The organism is Shewanella sp. S23-S33, assembly GCF_043359565.1.
Classification (GTDB): domain Bacteria; phylum Pseudomonadota; class Gammaproteobacteria; order Enterobacterales; family Shewanellaceae; genus Shewanella; species Shewanella oncorhynchi.
The window spans coordinates 1-20,494 of sequence record NZ_JBHFFD010000044.1 but is presented as its reverse complement, the minus strand read 5'-3'; the positions used below and the strand labels follow the sequence as shown (position 1 = coordinate 20,494).

General features: G+C 45.6%; 16 protein-coding genes. 3 read left to right on the top strand and 13 right to left on the bottom strand.

Annotation, left to right across the window (positions count from 1 at the left end; all coding sequences use genetic code 11):
- Window position 1: 1 nt before the first annotated feature.
- The 7 genes from aroB to ACHA99_RS11320 form a co-directional block, all read right to left on the bottom strand.
- Window positions 2–1,078 carry a 3-dehydroquinate synthase gene (gene aroB / locus ACHA99_RS11350; RefSeq protein ID WP_393942796.1) on the bottom strand — a complete coding sequence of 359 codons (1,077 nt, stop codon included), beginning with the start codon at window positions 1,076–1,078 and terminating at the stop codon, window positions 2–4.
- Between the two features lie 9 nt (window positions 1,079–1,087).
- Window positions 1,088–1,603 (bottom strand): shikimate kinase AroK, encoded by a 516-nt coding sequence (gene aroK / locus ACHA99_RS11345; RefSeq protein ID WP_006083542.1) that lies wholly within the window; start codon window positions 1,601–1,603, stop codon window positions 1,088–1,090.
- 216 nt (window positions 1,604–1,819) lie between these two features.
- Entirely contained in the window at window positions 1,820–3,871 is a 2,052-nt protein-coding gene (locus ACHA99_RS11340) for a type IV pilus secretin PilQ (protein WP_113941458.1), read from the bottom strand.
- Window positions 3,872–3,892: 21 nt separating this feature from the next.
- Window positions 3,893–4,408 (bottom strand): pilus assembly protein PilP, encoded by a 516-nt coding sequence (locus tag ACHA99_RS11335; protein ID WP_105250537.1) that lies wholly within the window; start codon window positions 4,406–4,408, stop codon window positions 3,893–3,895.
- Window positions 4,408–5,031, bottom strand: a complete 624-nt coding sequence (locus tag ACHA99_RS11330; protein ID WP_105250538.1) for a type 4a pilus biogenesis protein PilO — start codon at window positions 5,029–5,031, stop codon at window positions 4,408–4,410. The genes ACHA99_RS11335 and ACHA99_RS11330 overlap by 1 nt, the downstream gene beginning before the upstream one ends.
- Window positions 5,028–5,612: a PilN domain-containing protein gene (locus ACHA99_RS11325; RefSeq protein WP_393942792.1), complete on the bottom strand. Its 585-nt coding sequence runs from the start codon at window positions 5,610–5,612 to the stop codon at window positions 5,028–5,030. Before ACHA99_RS11325 ends, ACHA99_RS11330 begins: the two co-directional genes overlap by 4 nt.
- Window positions 5,600–6,679, bottom strand: a complete 1,080-nt coding sequence (locus tag ACHA99_RS11320) for a pilus assembly protein PilM (RefSeq protein ID WP_105253014.1) — start codon at window positions 6,677–6,679, stop codon at window positions 5,600–5,602. The genes ACHA99_RS11325 and ACHA99_RS11320 overlap by 13 nt, the downstream gene beginning before the upstream one ends.
- A gap of 188 nt (window positions 6,680–6,867) precedes the next feature.
- Here ACHA99_RS11320 and ACHA99_RS11315 point away from each other — a divergent pair, with 188 nt between their 5' ends.
- A complete protein-coding gene (locus ACHA99_RS11315) occupies window positions 6,868–9,390 on the top strand; it encodes a penicillin-binding protein 1A (protein WP_393942790.1) in 2,523 nt (840 codons plus the stop codon).
- Between the two features lie 101 nt (window positions 9,391–9,491).
- Here ACHA99_RS11315 and argH read toward each other — a convergent pair whose 3' ends face one another.
- The 5 genes from argH to argC all read right to left on the bottom strand — a co-directional run bounded on the left by argH (window position 9,492) and on the right by argC (window position 14,978).
- On the bottom strand, window positions 9,492–10,859 hold the full coding sequence (gene argH / locus ACHA99_RS11310; RefSeq protein WP_393942788.1) for an argininosuccinate lyase: 1,368 nt from the start codon (window positions 10,857–10,859) through the stop codon (window positions 9,492–9,494).
- A gap of 108 nt (window positions 10,860–10,967) precedes the next feature.
- A complete protein-coding gene (locus ACHA99_RS11305) occupies window positions 10,968–12,206 on the bottom strand; it encodes an argininosuccinate synthase (protein WP_105250542.1) in 1,239 nt (412 codons plus the stop codon).
- A 59-nt stretch (window positions 12,207–12,265) separates the two neighbouring features.
- Complete coding sequence (locus ACHA99_RS11300) at window positions 12,266–13,171, bottom strand: ornithine carbamoyltransferase (RefSeq protein WP_212601372.1); 906 nt, start codon at window positions 13,169–13,171, stop codon at window positions 12,266–12,268.
- 12 nt (window positions 13,172–13,183) lie between these two features.
- On the bottom strand, window positions 13,184–13,966 hold the full coding sequence (argB, locus tag ACHA99_RS11295) for an acetylglutamate kinase (protein ID WP_212601371.1): 783 nt from the start codon (window positions 13,964–13,966) through the stop codon (window positions 13,184–13,186).
- 31 nt (window positions 13,967–13,997) lie between these two features.
- Window positions 13,998–14,978, bottom strand: a complete 981-nt coding sequence (gene argC, locus ACHA99_RS11290) for an N-acetyl-gamma-glutamyl-phosphate reductase (RefSeq protein ID WP_393942785.1) — start codon at window positions 14,976–14,978, stop codon at window positions 13,998–14,000.
- Window positions 14,979–15,601: 623 nt separating this feature from the next.
- Between argC and ppc the strand changes: the two genes are divergently transcribed.
- Window positions 15,602–18,271, top strand: a complete 2,670-nt coding sequence (gene ppc, locus ACHA99_RS11285; protein WP_393942783.1) for a phosphoenolpyruvate carboxylase — start codon at window positions 15,602–15,604, stop codon at window positions 18,269–18,271.
- Window positions 18,271–18,816, top strand: coding sequence for a DUF1439 domain-containing protein (locus tag ACHA99_RS11280; RefSeq protein ID WP_263147679.1), 546 nt, complete (start codon window positions 18,271–18,273; stop codon window positions 18,814–18,816). Before ppc ends, ACHA99_RS11280 begins: the two co-directional genes overlap by 1 nt.
- 91 nt (window positions 18,817–18,907) lie before the next feature.
- Here the strand turns inward: ACHA99_RS11280 and ACHA99_RS11275 are convergent, their stop codons facing one another.
- Entirely contained in the window at window positions 18,908–20,182 is a 1,275-nt protein-coding gene (locus ACHA99_RS11275) for a CinA family nicotinamide mononucleotide deamidase-related protein (protein ID WP_393942781.1), read from the bottom strand.
- Window positions 20,183–20,494 lie beyond the last annotated feature (312 nt).

Below are 20,494 nucleotides of genomic sequence, written 5' to 3'. Positions count from 1 at the left end.
TTTATGCGCAGCGAATAACCTGTTCAAGGGTAGATTCTGTGACTTGACTAAACACATCCGCGCGGCCTATTGCCGTTGGGAGCACCAGTCGAATCTGACCGCCTAAAACTTTTTTATCGCGTCGCATATGTTGAATGAAACTGTCGAAATCCATAGATTCCGGCGCACTCACTGGAAGATCAAAAGCTTGTAGTAACTGTATGATACGACAAACGATTGACTCATCGATAAGCCCCAGTGCCTTAGCTGTTTTAGCAGCAAGGACTGTGCCAGCTGACACGGCTTCACCATGTAGCCAATTACCGTAGCCCATTTCGGCTTCAATCGCGTGGCCAAAGGTATGACCCAGATTCAACAAAGCACGCACGCCCTGCTCAGTTTCATCTTGGCTAACCACATCGGCTTTAATCTCACAGCAACGAGAGATAGCATAAACTAATGCTTCGGCATCTAAGGTTTTTAGCGCCGTTACATTATCTTCAAGCCATTGAAAAAAATCAGCATCCCACATGACGCCATACTTGATGACTTCCGCCATTCCCGCCGCAAACTCGCGCGCTGGAAGCGTATGTAAACATAAAGTATCGATAAGCACGATTTGTGGCTGATAAAAGGCCCCAATCATGTTTTTACCAAGAGGATGGTTAACAGCCGTTTTACCGCCGACGGAAGAATCCACCTGCGACAATAAAGTTGTCGGAATTTGAATAAAATCGATCCCACGTTGATAACATGCCGCGGCAAAGCCCGTCATATCACCAATCACGCCGCCACCTAAAGCCACCAGCACAGAATCTCGACCATAGTTTTGCTGCAGCAATGCAGTAAAAATAGTATCTAGATGTGCTAAGTCTTTGAATTGTTCGCCATCAGGAAGGATAACACTCTCTACCTCACCAAACGAAGCCATCGTCTCTTGTATCTGTTTAAGATACAAAGGCGCGACAGTTTCATTGGTGACGATAAGAATACGTTTTTTAAGCAGGTAGCGAGACAAGGTCTCGCCATCACTCATCAAATTCTGGCCAATGTAAATGGGATAACTACGTACACCTAAATCAACCTGAATTTGCTTCATAAATTCTGCCTAAAAACCTAATTGCTCAATGATCTGATTTGCGACGATCTTTGCGCTTTGATCATCGGTTTTGACAATCACATCGGCAATTTCTTCGTACAATGGATTACGGATCTCTGCAAGATTCTCCAACACTTCTCGAGGATCATCCACTTGCAATAATGGGCGTCGCTTGTCTCTTTGAGTACGAGCGACCTGTTTGTCGATAGTGGTTTCCAGGTAAACCACAATGCCACGAGCAGACAGATGATTACGGATATCTTTGCTTTGTACTGAACCACCACCGGTGGCAAGGACGATACCTTGTTTCTCAGACAAATCAGCAATAACCTGAGCTTCACGACGACGGAAGCCTTCTTCACCTTCGACGTCAAACACCCAAGCAATATCAGCGCCTGTGCGTTGTTCAATCTCTTGATCCGAATCGTGGAATTCTAAATGCAGCATTTGCGCCAGATGGCGACCAATTGTGCTTTTACCTGCGCCCATAGGGCCTACCAGAAAAATATTACGTTTTTCAGCCATTTCTTGTACGTCTGAATCTTATTGAAAAGTATGCCTATATCGACTCAACATCAAGCCGACCTATATGTTACCTTGCTCTTATGAGACTTGACCGAGGATTATCTCAGCTTAGGGTCTACTATGGCAAGCCATGTGCGCTATTTATGCAAAGAATTGTATTCCAGTAATAATAAAGCCAGCAATCACTGCTGGCTTTAGTCGATACATAGCAAGTGCTTAGATCTTCTCACCGACTATTTTGGGGGTTACGAAAATAAGTAGCTCTTGGCGCTCATTTTTGTCTGTTGTGTTCCTAAACAGGAAACCGACTAAGGGAATGTCACCGAGAATAGGGACTTTACTCACACGGCTGATCAAGTTTTGCTGATAAATACCACCAAGGACTATAGTTTCACCGTTATCAACTAGCACTTGAGTGCCAATACGCTGGGTATCGATGGCGACAGCGGGGCCCGTTGGTGTGTCAACCGTCTTGCCCTGAGAGTCTTGGGTGATTTCCAAATCTAAAATAACGCGGTTATCAGGTGTAATTTGTGGTGTAACTCGCAAGGACAACACGGCTTTCTTAAAAGTGACCGAGGTTGCACCGCTTGAAGTCGACTGCACATAAGGGATCTCCACACCCTGCTCAATATAAGCCGCCTTTTGGTTAGAGGTGGTAATACGAGGGCTGGCGATAATTTCACCTTTATTTTCTTGCTCTAACGCACTCAATTCCAAATCAAGAATAGTACCATCTGCCAACTTAGCAACGTGGAATGCGATACTTGTTGGATTGGTCACTGCCGCAGGTAAATTAACGTTCAAACGTTGGTCAGGAGTTGGAATGATGCCGTTGGCAATACTCTGAGCACCTTCTAATGTACCTGAGGTTCCCTTACTGCCCTGCTGATCCGTTACGCCCCAACGTATGCCTAAGTCTTCAGAGACATCATCTTTGACCGTTACCATACGTGACTCGATCAGTACTTGACGAATAGGGATATCGAGTACTTCGACTAAACGATGGATGTTCTCAATCGTTTCTGCCGTATCTTTCACAAGTACAGTGTTGGTACGTTCATCGACCGCGACTGAACCGCGTGGCGAGAGTAAACTAGAATCTGCGCTTTTCAGCAGCTCAGCAATGTCGATCGCTTTGGCATAGTTAATTTGCAAGTACTCAGAATACAAAGGTGCTAACTCTTTAACTTCTTGCCTATTTTTGAGATTTTGGCTTTCACGAATAGCCAACTCTTCGCTCGGTGCCACCATTAAGATGTTGCCTTCGATACGTTTATCTAGGCCTTTGGTTTGTAGAATCAAATCTAATGCTTGGTCCCAGGGCACATCATCCAATCTCAAGGTGATGTTGCCTTCAACAGTATCACTCGTGACTAAGTTAAAATTGTTATAGTCAGCAATGATCTGCAAAACAGTACGTACAGGGATATTTTGAAAGTTAAGCGACAAAGTACGGCCATTGTATTTTTTAACATCTTTCTTGGCGGCAACTCTCTCAACTTTATTCATCGAGAGTCTAAAGAGATTATCCTCTTGCTTGTAACTGAACTCATATTCCCCAGCAATATCAACTAAAATGCGCGTTGTTAGATCTTCTTTAAATGTCTCGAAGCTTTTTACTGGCGTTGAAAAATCTTTCACATCCATAACATAAAGCAGATCACTATTAATATCAGTGTTATATAACTTAACTTCGAGTTTAGCGCCCACTTGCTCAACGTTAACGGCAACCGAGCGGTTATTCAAATAGACCAATAACTCACCGCCACCATTTTCATTACGACGAAAATCGATATTTTTAATGCTATTAACGAAAGGATTTTCTGCCTGAGTCTGAGCGCCCGCAACCTCATCATTAATAGTGAGTCGATATGAGTTGCCCATGACTGAACCTTGGTAAGGTTTCACTTTGGACATACCTAAGGTGACTTTAAGACGAGTATCTTGCTGCTCAGTCATCATGTCAGTTACACCGACTTGATTAATGGGTAAGCGATCCTTAGATAAACCAGAAATACTATTATCAAAGGTTAATACGAGCTCTGCAGGCGAGGCATTAGAGTCAATAACTGGCGGTGTTACCGCTTCTTCAAATACCAACTCTAGCTCTAACTGATGGTCAACCAAGGCATGGTACTTAACATCCATTAATCGGTTTGCAGCATAACTCGATGGCAAAATTCCAAATACCAATGCGATCCCAATAACAGACTTGATTAAGCCTGAAGAAATTAACGGGACTTTTATCGCGGCAGAAGATTTCATTATTCCCTCATCCTTCGCTCGTTATTCTCCAGAAAGTTCTAAATTGCTCGTCCTTTCGGACCAACAACCTGAACCATCTGGAATTAATTCTACTACTTCGACATTTTGTGAAGTAACTTTAGAAATGCGTCCATTAAACAGACCTAAATACTCACCAACGCCCATCCGATAAACACTGCCGTCATTTGTTTCAACTAACGCCCAAGTTGTATCGGCTTCACTTAAGGTGCCACGCATTTTTAAATTATCTAAAGGATAAGTTTCTAATCGTCCTTTTCGACGCTTTAAGTCCGGTTGTAAGCAATCTTTGCTGGTATCAACAACTTCTTCCGTTAACTCACGCGAAGGTGGTACAAAAGGGCTACGCATTAACTCGGCTTGATAGGCAAAGTGCTCAAATCTTGGCGGCTCTTTCAAGGGCGGGATATGAGCAACGTGTTGCGCTTTGGTTGTAGTAACAAATAGCTCTAAATCACTACGATCGCCAACACAACCCATTAAAAAAAGACTCAAGGCTAACAAAGGTAAGAATTTCATTATTTCTTCCCCTTATTAGCAGGTTTTTCAGGCGGTAATTCAGCCCCTTCTTTAAAGCGATATGTCTTGGCTAAGATATCCATTGCTAAGTTGCCGGCTTCATCTCGCTTAATGGTAAAATCATGGAGGCTAACGATACGCGGCAGCTTAGCGACACCACTCACCATACTACCTAGCTGATGGTAATCTCCCGTCACAGACATTTTAATTGGAAACTCAATATAGAAATCCCGCTGAATTTCGGCCTCCCAATTCAAACTATTAATTTTGAGTCCTGCATCCGTTGCCACAAAAGTTAAATCGTCTAGCAAACCTGGCATTTCATTTTCAGATGGCAGCATCTTCAGTAACTCTGCAAACTGTACTTCCATCGTCGCTAGCTGATCTCGGTAGAGTTTTAAATTTGCCGCTAGTTGATACTTATTCTTGAAATCATCTCTGAGCTGCACTTCTTTATCTTGCTCTGCGGTATAAATATCCACCGAATCGGAGACGACCAAGAAATATCCCGCAGCAAAAACACAGAGTGCTAAAAGGATCGCGAAAAAGGTTTTAACTTGATTTGGCCAACCACCAATATTTTCAAAGTCGATATCATTAAATTGACTTAGATCGAGTTTCATTTACTCGCTCCTTTTGTCATTTTCTCAGGCTCGTCTACATTCGCGCCTTTAATAGTGACTCTCAAACTAAAACGCTGTAATTGCCGTAACTCTTCATTTTGGGTCACGATCGACTGCATATTAGGATCGGTTAACCATTCGGATGTTTTCACTTTTCGCATCATGTTGGCGACGTTATTGTTCGATTCACTACGCCCTTCAATCAGCAATAAACTGCCCTTTTTCTCTAGGCTAGACAGATATATTCCTGGAGGTACTATTCGAACAAGCTCATCTAACACGTGAGTAGGCAAATTACGGGATTGCTGTAGATTAAGAATAATTTCTGTACGCCGCTCAATGTCTTTCTTACGTTCTGTAATTTTCTTGATCTCAGAAATTTGTGTTTCAAGCAGACTGATTTCCGATTGCAAATAAGCGTTACGTGCTTTTTGCTCATCGGTCATAACATCTAATAAAGATACTGCGACATAGACTAAAATCGCCGACGCTAAAAATACTGCCGCTAAAATACCAATATAGTCGCGCTTTTGTTTTTCTCTCGCCTCTTCTCGCCAAGGGAGTAGGTTTATGTTCGCCATTGACCGTAACTCCTCAATGCTAAGCCACAAGCAACCATATATTTGCTGATTGTAGGTTGCAGCGCACTTTTAACCGACTCATCGGCATGCAAACACCCTTGAAAAGGATCGGCGATAATAGTATGAACACCCAATTCATTCGTCAGTAAATTAGCCATACCTTCTAATTTAGATGTTCCACCGCATAATACGAGGTAGTCGACTTTATCTTTACCGCTGGAAGTGCAATAAATCTGCAGCGTACGTTTTATTTGTTGTAATAGCTGAGTTTGAAAAGGTGACAAAACTTCAAACATATAATTTCGTGGTAAGTCGCCTTCAATCTTTGCTTTCTCAGCTTGATCATAAGACATGCCATAGAAGGATAATATCGACTGAGTAAATTGCTCACCACCGAAAGCTTGCTCACGAATAAAAGTCGTCTCACCCGATTCAACCACAGAGAAAGTCGTCATATTCGCGCCGATATCAACCATAGCGACGGCTTTATGTTTCGCTCCTTCTGGAAGCTGAGCCAGAATTAACTCGGCAGCTCGACCTAAAGCGTAACCTTCAACATCCACCACTTTAGCCTCAAGTTCCACGCTATCCAGCGCATCGACTCTGACATCAATATTATCAGTGCGGCATGCGCTCAACAGCACATCAACTTTAGTAGGATCGGTACTGTTTACGTTTAGCGTTTCAAAATCTATGCTAACTTCATCGAGTGAATACGGAATAAGGTTATCGGCTTCAATTTCTATCTGTGCCTCCATTTCTTCCTCACTAAGGGAGGCATCCATGTAGATCACTTTCGTCATCACAGCAGAACCCGAAACAGAAACAGCGGCATATTTAACGGATTTAGGCAGGCTACGTTTTATTTGCTTAAGGCATTCAACAACGGCATCAGCATCACGAATATCATGATCGTTAACGGCCCCCTTCTTAATGGGTACCGCGGCATGACTCAATATTTTGTATCCGTCAGCAGTCTTACTCAACAAAATGGCCTTAACTTCATGGGAACCGATATCGATTCCCACCATCTGCGGAGCCTGACGCTTCCATAAATTTGAAAGCATATCCATTGTCACTTTTTTATTTATATTTCAGTAAAAGAGATTAGCACAAAATCAACTTGTTATACTTACTTGTATCGAATGTTTCATCATTTTACAAATGCTATTTTGTGAGCCTCACGTTTTTACTTCACCAAGACGTGTGCGCCTTATATACTGTCGCACTTAACAGAACATTAGGATAAATTTTGGTGAAGTGGTTAAAACGTATTGTTATAGCACTATTCAGTCTAGCCCTTTTGGGCGTAGGCGCCATTGTGGCAGCATACTTTTATGTTTTGCCGGATTTACCGGATGTTTCAACACTAAAAAATGTGCAACTTCAAACACCTTTACGTATTTACAGTAGTGACGGCAAACTTATTTCTCAATTCGGTGAGAAACGTCGCATTCCACTAACGTTAGACGAAGTGCCAAAACCTCTGCTACAGGCGTTTATCGCAACCGAAGATGCCCGCTTTTATGAACATGGTGGTATAGACCCTGTTGGCGTGCTTCGCGCCGCATTAGTGATGTTGACCACTGGTGAGAAAAAGCAAGGTGCGAGTACGATTACCATGCAGGTCGCACGTAACTTCTTCTTAACCCGAGATAAGACTATTATTCGTAAAGTGAAGGAGATTTTTATCTCCTATCACATTGAAGAGTTACTCACCAAAGATGAAATTTTAGAGCTCTACGTAAACCGCATTTACTTAGGCCAACGGGCCTACGGTGTTGGGGCTGCTGCGCAAGTGTATTTCGGTAAAAACGTGCAAGAACTCAGCTTATCTGAACTGGCCGTTATTGCAGGCCTACCCAAGGCGCCCTCTACACTCAATCCAATCACGTCACCTTCGCGTGCATTGGCTCGCCGTAATGTCGTCCTCATGCGGATGAATGAAGTCGGCTACATCAGCCAAACCGAATACCAAGCGGCACTACAAGAGCCATTGGTGGCCAGATATCATGGCGCTGAAATTGATCTCTATGCCCCTTACATTTCTGAAATGGCTCGGGATTACATGGTACAGAAGTACGGTGAAGAAGAAGCCTATACCAATGGCTACAACGTCTATACGACTATCTCATCGGATCTACAACTTAAAGCTCAACAAGCACTGCGTAATAACGTCTATGCCTATGATGAACGCCATGGCTACCGTGGTCCTGCTGCCGTGTTGTGGACGGACGAAAAACCTGAATCTGCTCAAATCAAAACTGAACTAGCCAAGATTGCTTCAGTACAAGAATTGCAACCCGCCGCAGTCATCAGCATTGCAGATCAGCAAGCAAGTATAATGACCGCCAAAGGCGAAACTAAAGTCATTACTTGGGATGGATTGAAGTGGGCACGTAAGTTTATTACTGATAAGCGTCAAGGCAGTGTACCGAAATCAGCTTCTGACATACTCAAGGTCGGCGAGCGTATTTGGATCCGTGATAACGGCCAATATTTGCAACTATCGCAAGTACCAGAAGTCGCCAGCGCAACAGTATCACTCGACCCCAAAAATGGTGCTATTCGCACTTTAGTTGGTGGTTATAGCTTTAGCCAAAGCCAATACAACCGAGTGACTCAAGCGAAACGTCAATTAGGTTCGAATATTAAACCTTTCATCTATGCCGCAGCATTAGAGAAAGGCTTTACCTTAGCGACCCTCATAGACAATGCGCCAATTAATAAACCCGATATCAGCCAAGGCACTGCATGGCGCCCTAAAAACTCACCCGATATCTATGGCGGCCCCACTCGTTTACGTGTGGGTTTAGCGCAATCTATTAACGTTATGTCTGTGCGTGCAATGCGACATGTCGGACTCGACGAAACCATTGCTCAACTTGTTGAATTTGGTTTTGATCCTAACGACTTACCTCGCAACGAATCGATTGCATTAGGTTCGTCTTCAGTCACGCCATTGCAAGTAGTTACTGCATTTAACGTATTTGCTAATGGCGGTTTCTTACTCGAACCTTTCTATATTGATCGCGTAGAAGATGCTTACGGCAATGTTATCGAAAAAGCGAACCCTACATTGGCCTGTAAGCCTAGCCAAAGTCTTAGCCAACCAGTTACACCGAGCGATCCTATGGCGTTCAGCGTAAGTGGAGACTCTAGTGCACCTGTTGCGCAGTGTTTCGAACAAACCGGTCGTTACGCTCCACAAATTATTTCAGAGCAAACGGCATTCCTCATTACCGAAGCACTGAAGAGCGTGATCTGGGGTGGCGGCGATTGGAGTAAAGGCACGGGTTGGCAAGGTACGGCTTGGCGCGCAGCAAAATTGATTAAGCGCCATGATATTGCAGGTAAAACGGGTACCACAAACGAATCGCGCGACACTTGGTTCAGTGGTTTTAGCCCAGTCATCACTAGCACTTTCTGGGTCGGTTTCGACGATCACGGTCGCCAACTGGGCAGAACCGCATGGAATGCAAACGGCGAAAAAGATCAGATAACTGGCGCCGAAGCGGGTGCGAAAACAGCAGGTCCGGGCTGGAACGAGTTTATGAACAGTGTCTTACAAGGCACTCCTGAGACAACCTCGATTCCGCCAGAAGGCATAGTTTCGGTACGCATTGATTTAGCGACGGGTAAACTTACTCGAAAAACCGACTATACCAGTGCGTTCGAATACTTTATTTCAGGTACAGAGCCGAAGGAATACATCAGCGAAACTCAGGATGAAAATAACCTCTTCATCGATGCGCCAACTGACGACTTATTCCAATAAACAAATGCTAAAAAGTCATTACCACTAATTGTGGCCCAATAAAAAACGCGACCTAATGTCGCGTTTTTTATTGGCTTGTATTGTGGATTTGAATAACTCGCTTAACGTGCTTTCTTAGCAGCAATCGCCTGCTGAATTTGTGGCAATGCAGTACCACCGAGCACGTCACGTTTCGCTAAACAAGCTTCAATAGTCAGGTTTGGATAGACATCATCTTCAATGATAGCGGCAAAAGTTTTTAATTCGGCCAAGGAGAAATCCTCGAGCGGAATTTGCTTCGCTATCGCAGCAACCACGACTTCACCCACAACATGGTGCGCCTCACGGAAAGGCATACCTTTAGACACGAGATAATCAGCAAGCTCAGTAGAATTTGCATAACCTTGCTGTGCGGCTAACAGTGCATTAGGACGATTGACCTTCAAACCTGACAACACTAACGCCGCCATATCGAGGCAAATTGCCCAGCTATCGACCACATCAAACAGGCCTTCTTTATCTTCCTGCATATCTTTGTTGTACGCCAAAGGCAGTGCTTTCATCGTAGTGAGAATGCCCACTAAGCTGCCATAAACCCGACCAGTTTTGCCACGGATAAGCTCTAATGCGTCTGGATTTTTCTTCTGTGGCATCAGGGATGAACCCGAGGTCACTTCATCACTCAGGGAAATAAAGTTCGCTTCCCCTGAGTTAAAGAAAATCAAATCTTCAGCCATACGGCTTAAGTGCATCATGCTGATCGATGCGGTTGAACAAAGCTCTACTACGTGATCTCTGTCTGATACGCTATCTAAGCTATTCAGCGTTGGCGAGGCAAAATTCAACGCGGCGGCCAGTGCATGTCTATCCATTTTATAGGCTGTGCCCGCAAGGGCGCCAGAACCTAATGGACAGGTATTCGCGCGGGTTAACGCATCAGCTAAACGGCTGATATCTCGCTCAGTCATTTCTACATAGGCTAAACACCAGTGGCCAAATGTCACAGGTTGCGCGCGCTGCAAGTGAGTATAACCTGGCATTACCGCATCAAATTCACGTTCTGCCAACGCCAGTAATTCAGCATGTAAGCTGTGAAGGCGCGCGAGTAATGCTTTGCCTTCGGATTGACACCAAAGCTTTAAATCGGTGGCAACTTGATCGTTACGGCTACGACCGGTGTGCAATTTCTTACCGAGATCGCCCACTTTGGCAATTAAGGCCGACTCGACGAAACTGTGAATATCTTCAGCGCCCGAGGCGAGAATAATCGCCGGATCGCCCTGTACTTCCACCAGTAAGTCATTAAGCGCTTTTTTCAAGTCGCGGCATTCAGTTGCCGAGATAATTCCCACGCTGGCAATCGCATCCGCCCAAGCAATGGAGCCGACCACATCCTGTTCGAACAAGCGATAATCCACAGGTAACGAATCGTTGAATAATTTGAATAGCGCGCTCGTTTCGCCCTGAAATCTTCCACCCCATAAAGCCATGCTAACTCCCCTTACTCACTGCTTATTTGAAATCGACTCATCTGAATCAAAAACTAAATCAAAACCTAAAAACAAAAAAGGGCGCTAGGCGCCCTTTTAAACGACCTATTACTTAGATTTTACATCATTAGCGTTGAGTGCGCGGATGCGGCTCGCTAATGAGTACAGGCGGATAAAGCCTTCTGCATGTTTTTGATCGTACACTTGATCTTCACCGAAGGTGGCAAACGCTTCAGAGTACAAGCTGTTGGGTGAACGTTTCTTCACTGCGCTCGCTTGGCCTTTATAGAGTTTTACCACAACTTCACCGTTAACTGACTCAGCCAATGACTCAGATGCTGCCAACAGTGACTTACACAGTGGTGTGAACCAACGGCCGTCATACACTAAATGCGCCATTTGTGCGGCGACTTGCTCACGCCAGTTACGGCTAGTCTTGTCGAGTACAAGCTCTTCAATCGCACGTAGTGCTGCGAACATCACAGTGCCGCCGGGTGTTTCATAACAGCCACGAGACTTCATGCCGACTAAACGGTTTTCAGTGATGTCGATACGACCCACACCGTGTGGCGCAGCAATCGCGTTTAATGTCATCAGTGCAGCATAAGGCGTTAGGGCTTCACCATTCACTTTAGTAATACGGCCATGTTCTACTTCTAGCGACACATATTCAGGCTTGTTCGGTGCATCTTCAGGATCGGCAGTCAGTGTCCATACGCCTTTGCTTGGCTCGTTCCATGGATCTTCTAACTCACCACCTTCATGGGAAATATGGAAAGCGTTGGCATCACGGCTATAGATTTTAGTCGCTGACGCTGATGTCTTGATGTCACGTTCAGCTAAATAGGCCAGCAGATCTTCACGGCTCTGCATAGTCCATTCACGCCATGGTGCAATCACTTTTAAATCAGGTGCTAATGCGGCGAAGCAACCTTCGAAACGCACTTGGTCGTTACCTTTGCCGGTACAACCGTGGCACAGAGCATCTGCGCCCACTTTACGAGCCACTTCAACTTGCGCTTTAGCAATGATAGGACGCGCCATTGACGTACCGAGTAAATAAGTGCCTTCGTAAATCGCACCGCTCGCAATCGTTGGGTAGATATAGTCTTTAACGAATTCTTCTTTTAGATCGACGATATGACATTCAGAAGCACCTGAAGCTAAGGCTTTTTCAGTCAAGCCAACCAGCTCTTCTTCGCCTTGGCCAACGTCGGCGCAGAATGCGATGATTTCACAGTTATCGTAGTTTTCTTTTAACCAAGGAATAATGGCCGAGGTATCTAGACCACCTGAATAGGCTAAAACCACTTTTTTCACGCCAGTATTTTTGTTCTCGATAGACATCTTAAATTCCTATGACTCGTTTCTCTCAAGGAGAAAACAGGCTGCTAAACAGGGTTAATTTAACTAAATAAGGTTACCAGTACCGCATTTTGGGCATGCATCCGATTTTCGGCTTGTTGCAGAATTAAGGATCCTGCACCGTCCATCACTTCATCTGTTACTTCTACACCACGGTGGGCGGGCAAACAATGCATAAAGAAGTTAGCGCCCGCTTTCGCCATCAAAGCTTTGTTTACTTGGTATGGTGCAAACTTCGCTTTGATATCCGACAAAGGCGTTGGATCGCCCATTGAAATCCAAGTATCAGTATAAATAGCGTCGTGACCTTCAATCGCATCGATATCAGAGGTCAGCACTATCTTGCCGCCATATCGTTTGGCGAGCTCTTGCACTTCTGCCACTACGTAGCCATCAGGAAAGTGACCCGCTGGGCAGATCACTGTCATGGTGGCACCGAGAATAGCCGCACAGTACATCAGCGAGTGAGTGACATTATTACCATCACCAACATAAGCTAATTTAGCTTTACTGACATCCTCAAACTGCTCTGCCAGAGTTAAAAAGTCAGCTAAGGCTTGGCAAGGATGATAAAGATCCGACAGCGCATTGATCACGGGCACTGAGCCGAACTCGGCTAATTGTTCGATAGTGGTGTGTGAATAGGTTCTCGCCACAATTGCGTCGGCCCAACATGACAGGTTAGAAGCAAAGTCAGCAACCGATTCCCGTTTTCCCAGTTCACCATTTTGCTGGTCTAGGTATAAACAGTGGCCACCGAGCTTATTAATACCGATATCAAAGCTAACGCGTGTTCTGAGTGAGGGCTTTTCAAATAACATCACCACACTCTTGCCATCCAGCGCATGACGATACTCAGCCGGATTGGCTTTGATCGTTTTTGCCAAGGCAATTAGATCCTGTAACTGCTGCTGGGTTAAGTCTTTTATCGATAGTAAATGCTTCATAACCTACTCCACTTATGGTTGGATTTGTGTTCCTACGGCTTCACCTTTTGCTAATGCGATTAATTGGCTAGCATCACGCCACGAGGCAACTTGTACCGCCTGCCCCATCCACTGTGCGACTTCGAGCGCAGCTTCAACTTTGACCTTCATTCCTTTTTCGATCACACCTTGCTTAACAAGGTCTGCTATCTGCTTGCCATTTAAACTGTGGATGAGCTGGCCTTTACCATCGAGCACCCCAGAAACATCCGACAGTAGCACTAACTTGCCGCCCACTAATTTGGCTAAGGCCGTCGCAGCTTGGTCAGCATTGACGTTAAGCATTTGGCCATCGTCCATCATGGCGATGGAGCTACAAATCGGCATCCAACCTTGCTCGAGGATAAACTTAAGATAAGTGCCATCGTTTGGCGTGACTTCGCCCACTAGGCCTAAACGCTCATCTTTAATCTTAGCCGAAACAGTATTGCCATCGGCGAGGCTCATGCCCACACTCACAATGCCAGCCTTAGTCGCTGCACCTTGCAGAATTTTGTTCGAAGTGCCCGCAAGTGCACCGGCAATAATCGGCATTTGCTCAGGCGGAGTCACACGTAAACCCTCTAACTTGACGGTTTCCATGCCGTTGGCCGCTAACTGTTCATCCACTAAACAACCACCGCCATGCACCATCAACACTTGCTGACCATTAGCTAACATAGCCGCAGCCGTATCCATTAAGCGCGCCATCCCCATTTCACATTGCAGCAGCGCGCCGCCCACTTTAAGCACTAATACTGAGTTGTTTGTAGACATCTTGACGACTCTCTTAAATAAGGATGAACAATTAAAGGTTAAAATGAATCTTTATGCATTGCAGCGCTTGGCTGGCAGCACCTTTCATCAAGTTATCGATGGCACTGGCTACCACTAAGTAACCGCTGTTCTCATCAAACTTCCAACCTAAGTGGCAGTTAGGTGTCAGCACCACGTCATCCACTTTAGGGAAGTGATTGTGCTTCACGGTTACCAATGGCGCCTGGTCATACACGCTATAGGCCGCGGCCACGTCAGCAGTCGTAGTGCCTGGTTTTAGCTGCACGGTAATGGTCGCTAAAATGCCACGCTTAAAGTTGCCAAGGTGTGGGGTAAATATCACTTCTTGACCAAGCTGAGTGGCGATCTCGGGTTGATGTCTGTGGCCCAATACACCGTAAGGTGTCAGGCTCACTTCACAAAAACTAGTGTGTAACTGCGCTTTGCGCCCCGCACCTGTTACGCCGCTCACGGCATTGATTACCGGATAAGCCGATGTCAGTAAACTCACTAGCGGCTTTAACGCTGTCAATGATGCGGTCGGGTAACAACCTGGCACGGCAATCATCTTAGTCGCAGCGATTTCTTTAGCATTCCATTCGGCAAGGCCATACACGGCTTTGGCTAAAACTTCAGGATATTCATGCTCAAAGCCATACCACTTCGGATATTGCGCCACATCACTGAAACGATAGGCACCGCTTAAATCGAATACCGCTAACCCTTGGCTATAAAACCAAGCCGCTAAATGCAGGCTCACCGAGTGCTCAGTCGCGAGCACCACAGCATCGGCTTCGGCAACGATTTTTGCCTTAGCTTCATCGGACAATGGCGACAGTGTTAATGCGATATGGCTGTAGCTAGGATACAAATCCGCTAAAGGTTTACCTTTATCTAAACTGTTTTCAGAAACATACAAACCCTGAATCGTCAGATCTGCTTCTGCATGGATTAAAGCGGTCAGTTGCGCGCCTGTGTAACCACTGGCACCAATAATGGCGATATTTTTCATGTTTTTTGTCTTATTAACCGAATCAAAGAAACTTAAAGAGTAGATGAATAGCTTACACGCAACCGCGCATATCTATGATGACAAGACTATCGTCGCAGGAAATCGTAATAGGTTGTTATTTTATTCACTGTCAGGCTAATACTGTGCATCATGATATTCACTCTACAGGTCACAAGAGGTGACTCATCTCAACTGATGGCTAGACTACCACAAAGATCTACTTATGCAATATATGTGAATATATATTTTTAATTTATTTTCATCTTTTAAGCTCAAATTAGGATATCGAAGACACAGTTCCCATTCAGCTAACTCGTTAATAACACAGTTATCCAGGGTCAACATGAGTCAAAATCAGTCCTTTTCATTAACAGCTAAGATACATGTCTGCAAAGCATAAAATGATGCACTTCATATTCACTTGCACTAATCATCAAAAAATATTGCGTGACTTCGCATTTCTATTGAATATTCTTCATCAAATACCGTGATTGGTTGCATATCGGATAAGCCAGTCGTATAAGTTATAAGTTCTGCTGTTGACCATAGCCCCAAGTGATAGGTATTGTGCTAACGGGCTAAATGCACAGCGGAATTTTCATGTTTTTCTATTCGGAGTAACTATGTCAGTAACCATGGCAGACAATATGACAGATATGTATGCGTCATTAAGATCGAACGTGAGTATGTTAGGCCAAATCCTTGGTGATACTATGCGTACCCATCTTGGGGACTCTTTTCTTGAGAAGGTTGAACAGATCCGTAAGCTTGCCAAAGACTCACGCCGAGGCGATCAAGCCGCCAGAGAGCAAATGCTCGAGTTACTGACAGCTTTGCCAGACGAAGAATTAGTCCCTTTTGCAAAAGCTTTTAACCAATTTCTTAACTTAGCTAACTTATCCGAGCAATTTCATACTATCAGTCGTAATTGCGACGAACTTGTCTGCGTGCCAGACCCAGTGGAACAACTCCTAGGCCGCATGCTCAATGGTCGTGTCGACCAAGCTAAAATGCTCGACTGTCTAAAAACACTGGATATTGATCTGGTGCTAACAGCGCACCCCACTGAAATTTCCCGTCGCACTCTGATCCAAAAATACGCCGCCATTGTCGACTGCTTAACAGAGCAAGAAAACGACCAACTGTCGGATAGAGAACGTCAACAGATCAACCTGCGCCTGCGCCAATTAATCGCGCAAATATGGCACACCAATGAGATCCGCCGCGAGCGTCCCACTCCAGTGGATGAAGCCCGCTGGGGATTATCCACCATTGAAGAGTCACTCTGGCATGCGGTGCCTGACTTCTTAAGACAACTTAACGATCGAGTGCAGCAACGTACAGGACAACAATTACCGATTGATATCGCGCCAGTGCGCTTTTCAAGCTGGATGGGCGGCGATCGCGATGGCAACCCGTTTGTTACCGCAAAAGTCACCCAAGAGGTGCTCGACCGTAACCGCCATGCTGCCGCCAGATTATTCTTAAAAGATATCGTGCTGCTGGTCGGCGAACTGTCGATGGAAGAAGCCAATGATGAGTTAAAGGCTTATACCAATAACAGCTGCGAACCTTACCGCCACGTGCTGCGATCTATTCGTCAAAGACTGCGTGACACCATAGATTATTTAAATGCGCGCATCGAAGGCCACAATCCTGAAGTCGATAAGTCGAGCCTGATTTGGCAAGAAAGCGATCTCAAAGCGCCGCTAGAAATGCTCTATAAGAGTTTAACCGACTGCGGTATGCGCTTAATTGCCAACGGTTTATTGCTCGACATTCTCCGCCGTCTCGCCTGTTTTGGCATTCATATGCTCAGACTCGACATTCGCCAAGACGCCAGCCGTCACAGCGATGTGCTCGCCGAGTTAACTCGCTATCTCGGCATGGGTGATTTCAACCATTGGGACGAGACTGAGAAGCAAGCCTTCTTATTACGCGAACTCAGCAACCGTCGGCCACTGATCCCAAGTAATTGGCAACCGTCAGCCGATGTGGCCGAAGTGCTTAATACCTGTCGTTTGATTGCTAAACATCCAGCTAAAGCACTTGGATCCTATGTGATTTCGATGGCGGGTAAGCCATCGGATGTCTTAACGGTTTTACTCTTGCTCAAAGAAACGGGCTGTTCGCACCCAATGCGCGTGGTACCGCTATTTGAAACCTTAAGCGACTTAAACAACGCCGCGGCCTGTATCACCGATTTGCTCGATATCGACTGGTATCGTGGCTATACCAAAGGCATGCAAGAGGTCATGATTGGCTACTCTGACTCAGCTAAAGATGCCGGCGTAATGGCGGCGGCTTGGGCTCAGTATCACGCCCAAGAGCAGTTAGTGGCAGTCTGTAAACAAGCGGGCGTCAAGCTCACATTATTCCATGGCCGTGGTGGCAGCATTGGTCGCGGGGGTGGTCCTGCACACAAGGCTATCCTATCGCAACCACCAGGTTCGGTAGATGGCCGCATTCGTGTGACTGAGCAGGGCGAAATGATCCGCTTCAAGTTTGGCTTACCAAAACTCGCGGTTCAAAGCTTGGCCCTATATACCTCGGCCGTATTGGAAGCAACCCTATTACCACCGCCAGAGCCGAAGCAAGAATGGCGCGATTGCATGCAACGCATCGCTGAAGAATCCGTGGGTGCTTACCGTGGCATAGTGCGTGATGAACCTGATTTTGTGGCTTATTTCCGCGCGGCAACGCCAGAAGTAGAATTAGGAAAACTACCACTCGGCAGCCGCCCTGCCAAACGTCGTGTCGATGGTGGAATAGAAAGTCTGCGAGCCATTCCATGGATTTTTGCTTGGTCGCAAAACCGTTTGATGTTACCTGCATGGCTCGGCGCAGGTGAAGCACTACAAGCCGCCAGTGAACGCGGTGAAATGGGTTTACTGCAAGACATGGAGCGGGAATGGCCCTTCTTCAGCACTCGCATTTCAATGCTGGAAATGGTCTACGCCAAGGCGGAACCTAATTTGGCCCGCTACTACGAAACCTGTTTAGTACCTAAGGAATTGCATCACTTAGGCGAAACCTTGCGCCAACGCTTAGATCTGGGTATTAAAGTCGTGCTTGAGCTGACAAAATCGGATAGTTTAATGGCGCATACACCGTGGAATCGCGAATCAGTTAAACTGCGAAATCCGTATATCGATCCATTAAACTTCTTACAAACCGAGCTATTAGCGCGGACACGTAAGGAAACAACCGAAACTCCTGCGTCTGAACATGTACAGTTAGCGCTAATGCTGACCATTGCAGGTGTGGCAGCGGGTATGAGAAACACTGGTTAATGAAAAAACTTTCCCGCACGATTTGCTTGGGGCTGACTGTACTGCTTGGCGGCTGCGTCTCGCAGTACAGTATCAGCGAGCACGAAATGGAGCAGTACCTCAGTAAAGAGATCCATTTTGAGATTAAACAAGGCAATCAATTAGTTGGCGCAGAAGTGCGCATTAACGACATCAGTGTCAAGCTAGGTGTAAAACCTGACACTATGAGCGTAAGTGCCGCAACTCAAGTATCAATTAAGAATCCGATCTTTCCATTGAGTGCCAAACTCACTACGACTTTCGAAGCCAAGCCTTGGTATGACAGCGCAACGCACAGTGTCTATCTGCGCCAACTCGAATTAGTCAAAGTGGAATCAACGCCCAAGGATATTGAAAAAGCGATTAGCAGTGCCACGCCGCAGGTGATGGGTTATCTAAGGCAATTCTTAGAAAACCAGCCTGTGTATGTACTAGATACCAAGGACAGTAACCAAGCACTGATGGCAAAAATGACCGAAAGCATTCAAGTTGCCCCAGGCAAATTAGTGCTTAAGTTCACTAAATAATCTGCCATTTTTGTATCTCTGTAGAAGTTAAAATGCTCCCTCGGGAGCATTTTTGTTGGCGGGTTTAAACTGGTATATGCCCGTATAAGAGTTACTTACTGAATCGCCCAATCGACTGATAATCGACGATCACAGCTTCAGCTAAAAGCTCACGTCTTAGCATATCGTAAGCCACTGCAGCACTTAAACTCCGTACCAGATCCCGTGAACGTCTCGGTAGTTTAATCATCTGACTATAAACACCGCCGCGAGTTGCTAAAGCGATCGCCACAGTGCCCACAGGTTTCTCATCTGTGCCACCATCGGGCCCCGCAATTCCACTGGTTGCCAGCGCATAATCACTGTCTAAAATTTGCCTTGCCCCCTTAGCCATTTCTTCTACAGTCGCAATGGAGACAGCACCATGATCATCTAAGGTTGAAGGATTAACACCTAACACACGCACTTTAGATTCATTACTGTAAGTCACTAATCCGTGCTGTAAGTAAGATGAACTGCCGGGGAAATCAACTAACTGGCTAGTGATCATGCCGCCAGTGCAAGACTCGGCAACGCTTAAGGTCAAGCCTGAGTTAAGTAGCTTATAATGAATTTCTTCGGCAAGAGTGGCTTTATCTTCCGCGACAACCGCAGTACCCAGCACCATTTTGATGTGCCCAGCGACGCGAGGTAATACTGCAATCGCCTTCTCGCCACGGGCGAAAATCTTAATCTCAATATGCGGCATAGAAGAGCGGTAACCAATAGTAATGCCTTCTGGCAGCTCTAGCGGTTCTAACTTATCTGCCAAAGCGGACTCACCTTGGCCTATGGTCAATAGTTTCTTTAAAGCAACCTTGGAATCAAGGTTAAACTCTTCGCGAATAAAGGGTACAAACTGCTCTGTAACCATCTGCTTCAGCTCAAAAGGCACACCAGGCGTAAAGAATAACCAAGCGCGATTAAGTTTAACTCTAAAACCACAAGCGGTTCCCACAAGGTTATCAACCATCACAGCTGAAGCTGGTAGCATAGCTTGCTTGAGATTACTTAAAGGCATTTCACGGTTATTACGGGTAAACCACTCCTCTAAACGCTCACGCCACTCCGTATTCTCAACCAATGGTTCGCCCTTCGCCTTCGCCATCGCTAAAGCAGACATATCATCACTTGTGGGCCCAAGACCACCATTAACGAGAATCACATCGGCATGTAAGCTACGTTCTTGGAAAACCGCAATCAGATCCTCGAGGCGATCGCCGACGGTTACTCGACGCTGGATCTCGACACCATGCTCCATCATAGTACTGGCAAACCAAGCGGCGTTGGTATCAACAATCTGTCCCGCCAACACCTCTTCCCCAGTACAAATCATCTCTAACTTCATCTCAGATCCTTATCTACCCCAATAAATTAAAACATAAGGTAAGTAACCGCTTAACTAATAGCAATAGCTAGGCTCGATCGAGAACTAAAATCGCTGTAGCAAAATCGGAGCATTGACAAAATAACCGTACAAATAACCGACAACCATTACTTATTATTGATGTCATGAAGAGTGAAAGAGAGTGTTAAGGAGAGAAAAATGGGAGGAAAACTGACTAATTTAATAGACACTAGGCTGGATTTAACAAATTGCAGACGCAAAAAAGCCAGCTTATTCAGCTGGCTTGGTTACATCTCAATGAGATAATTAGGC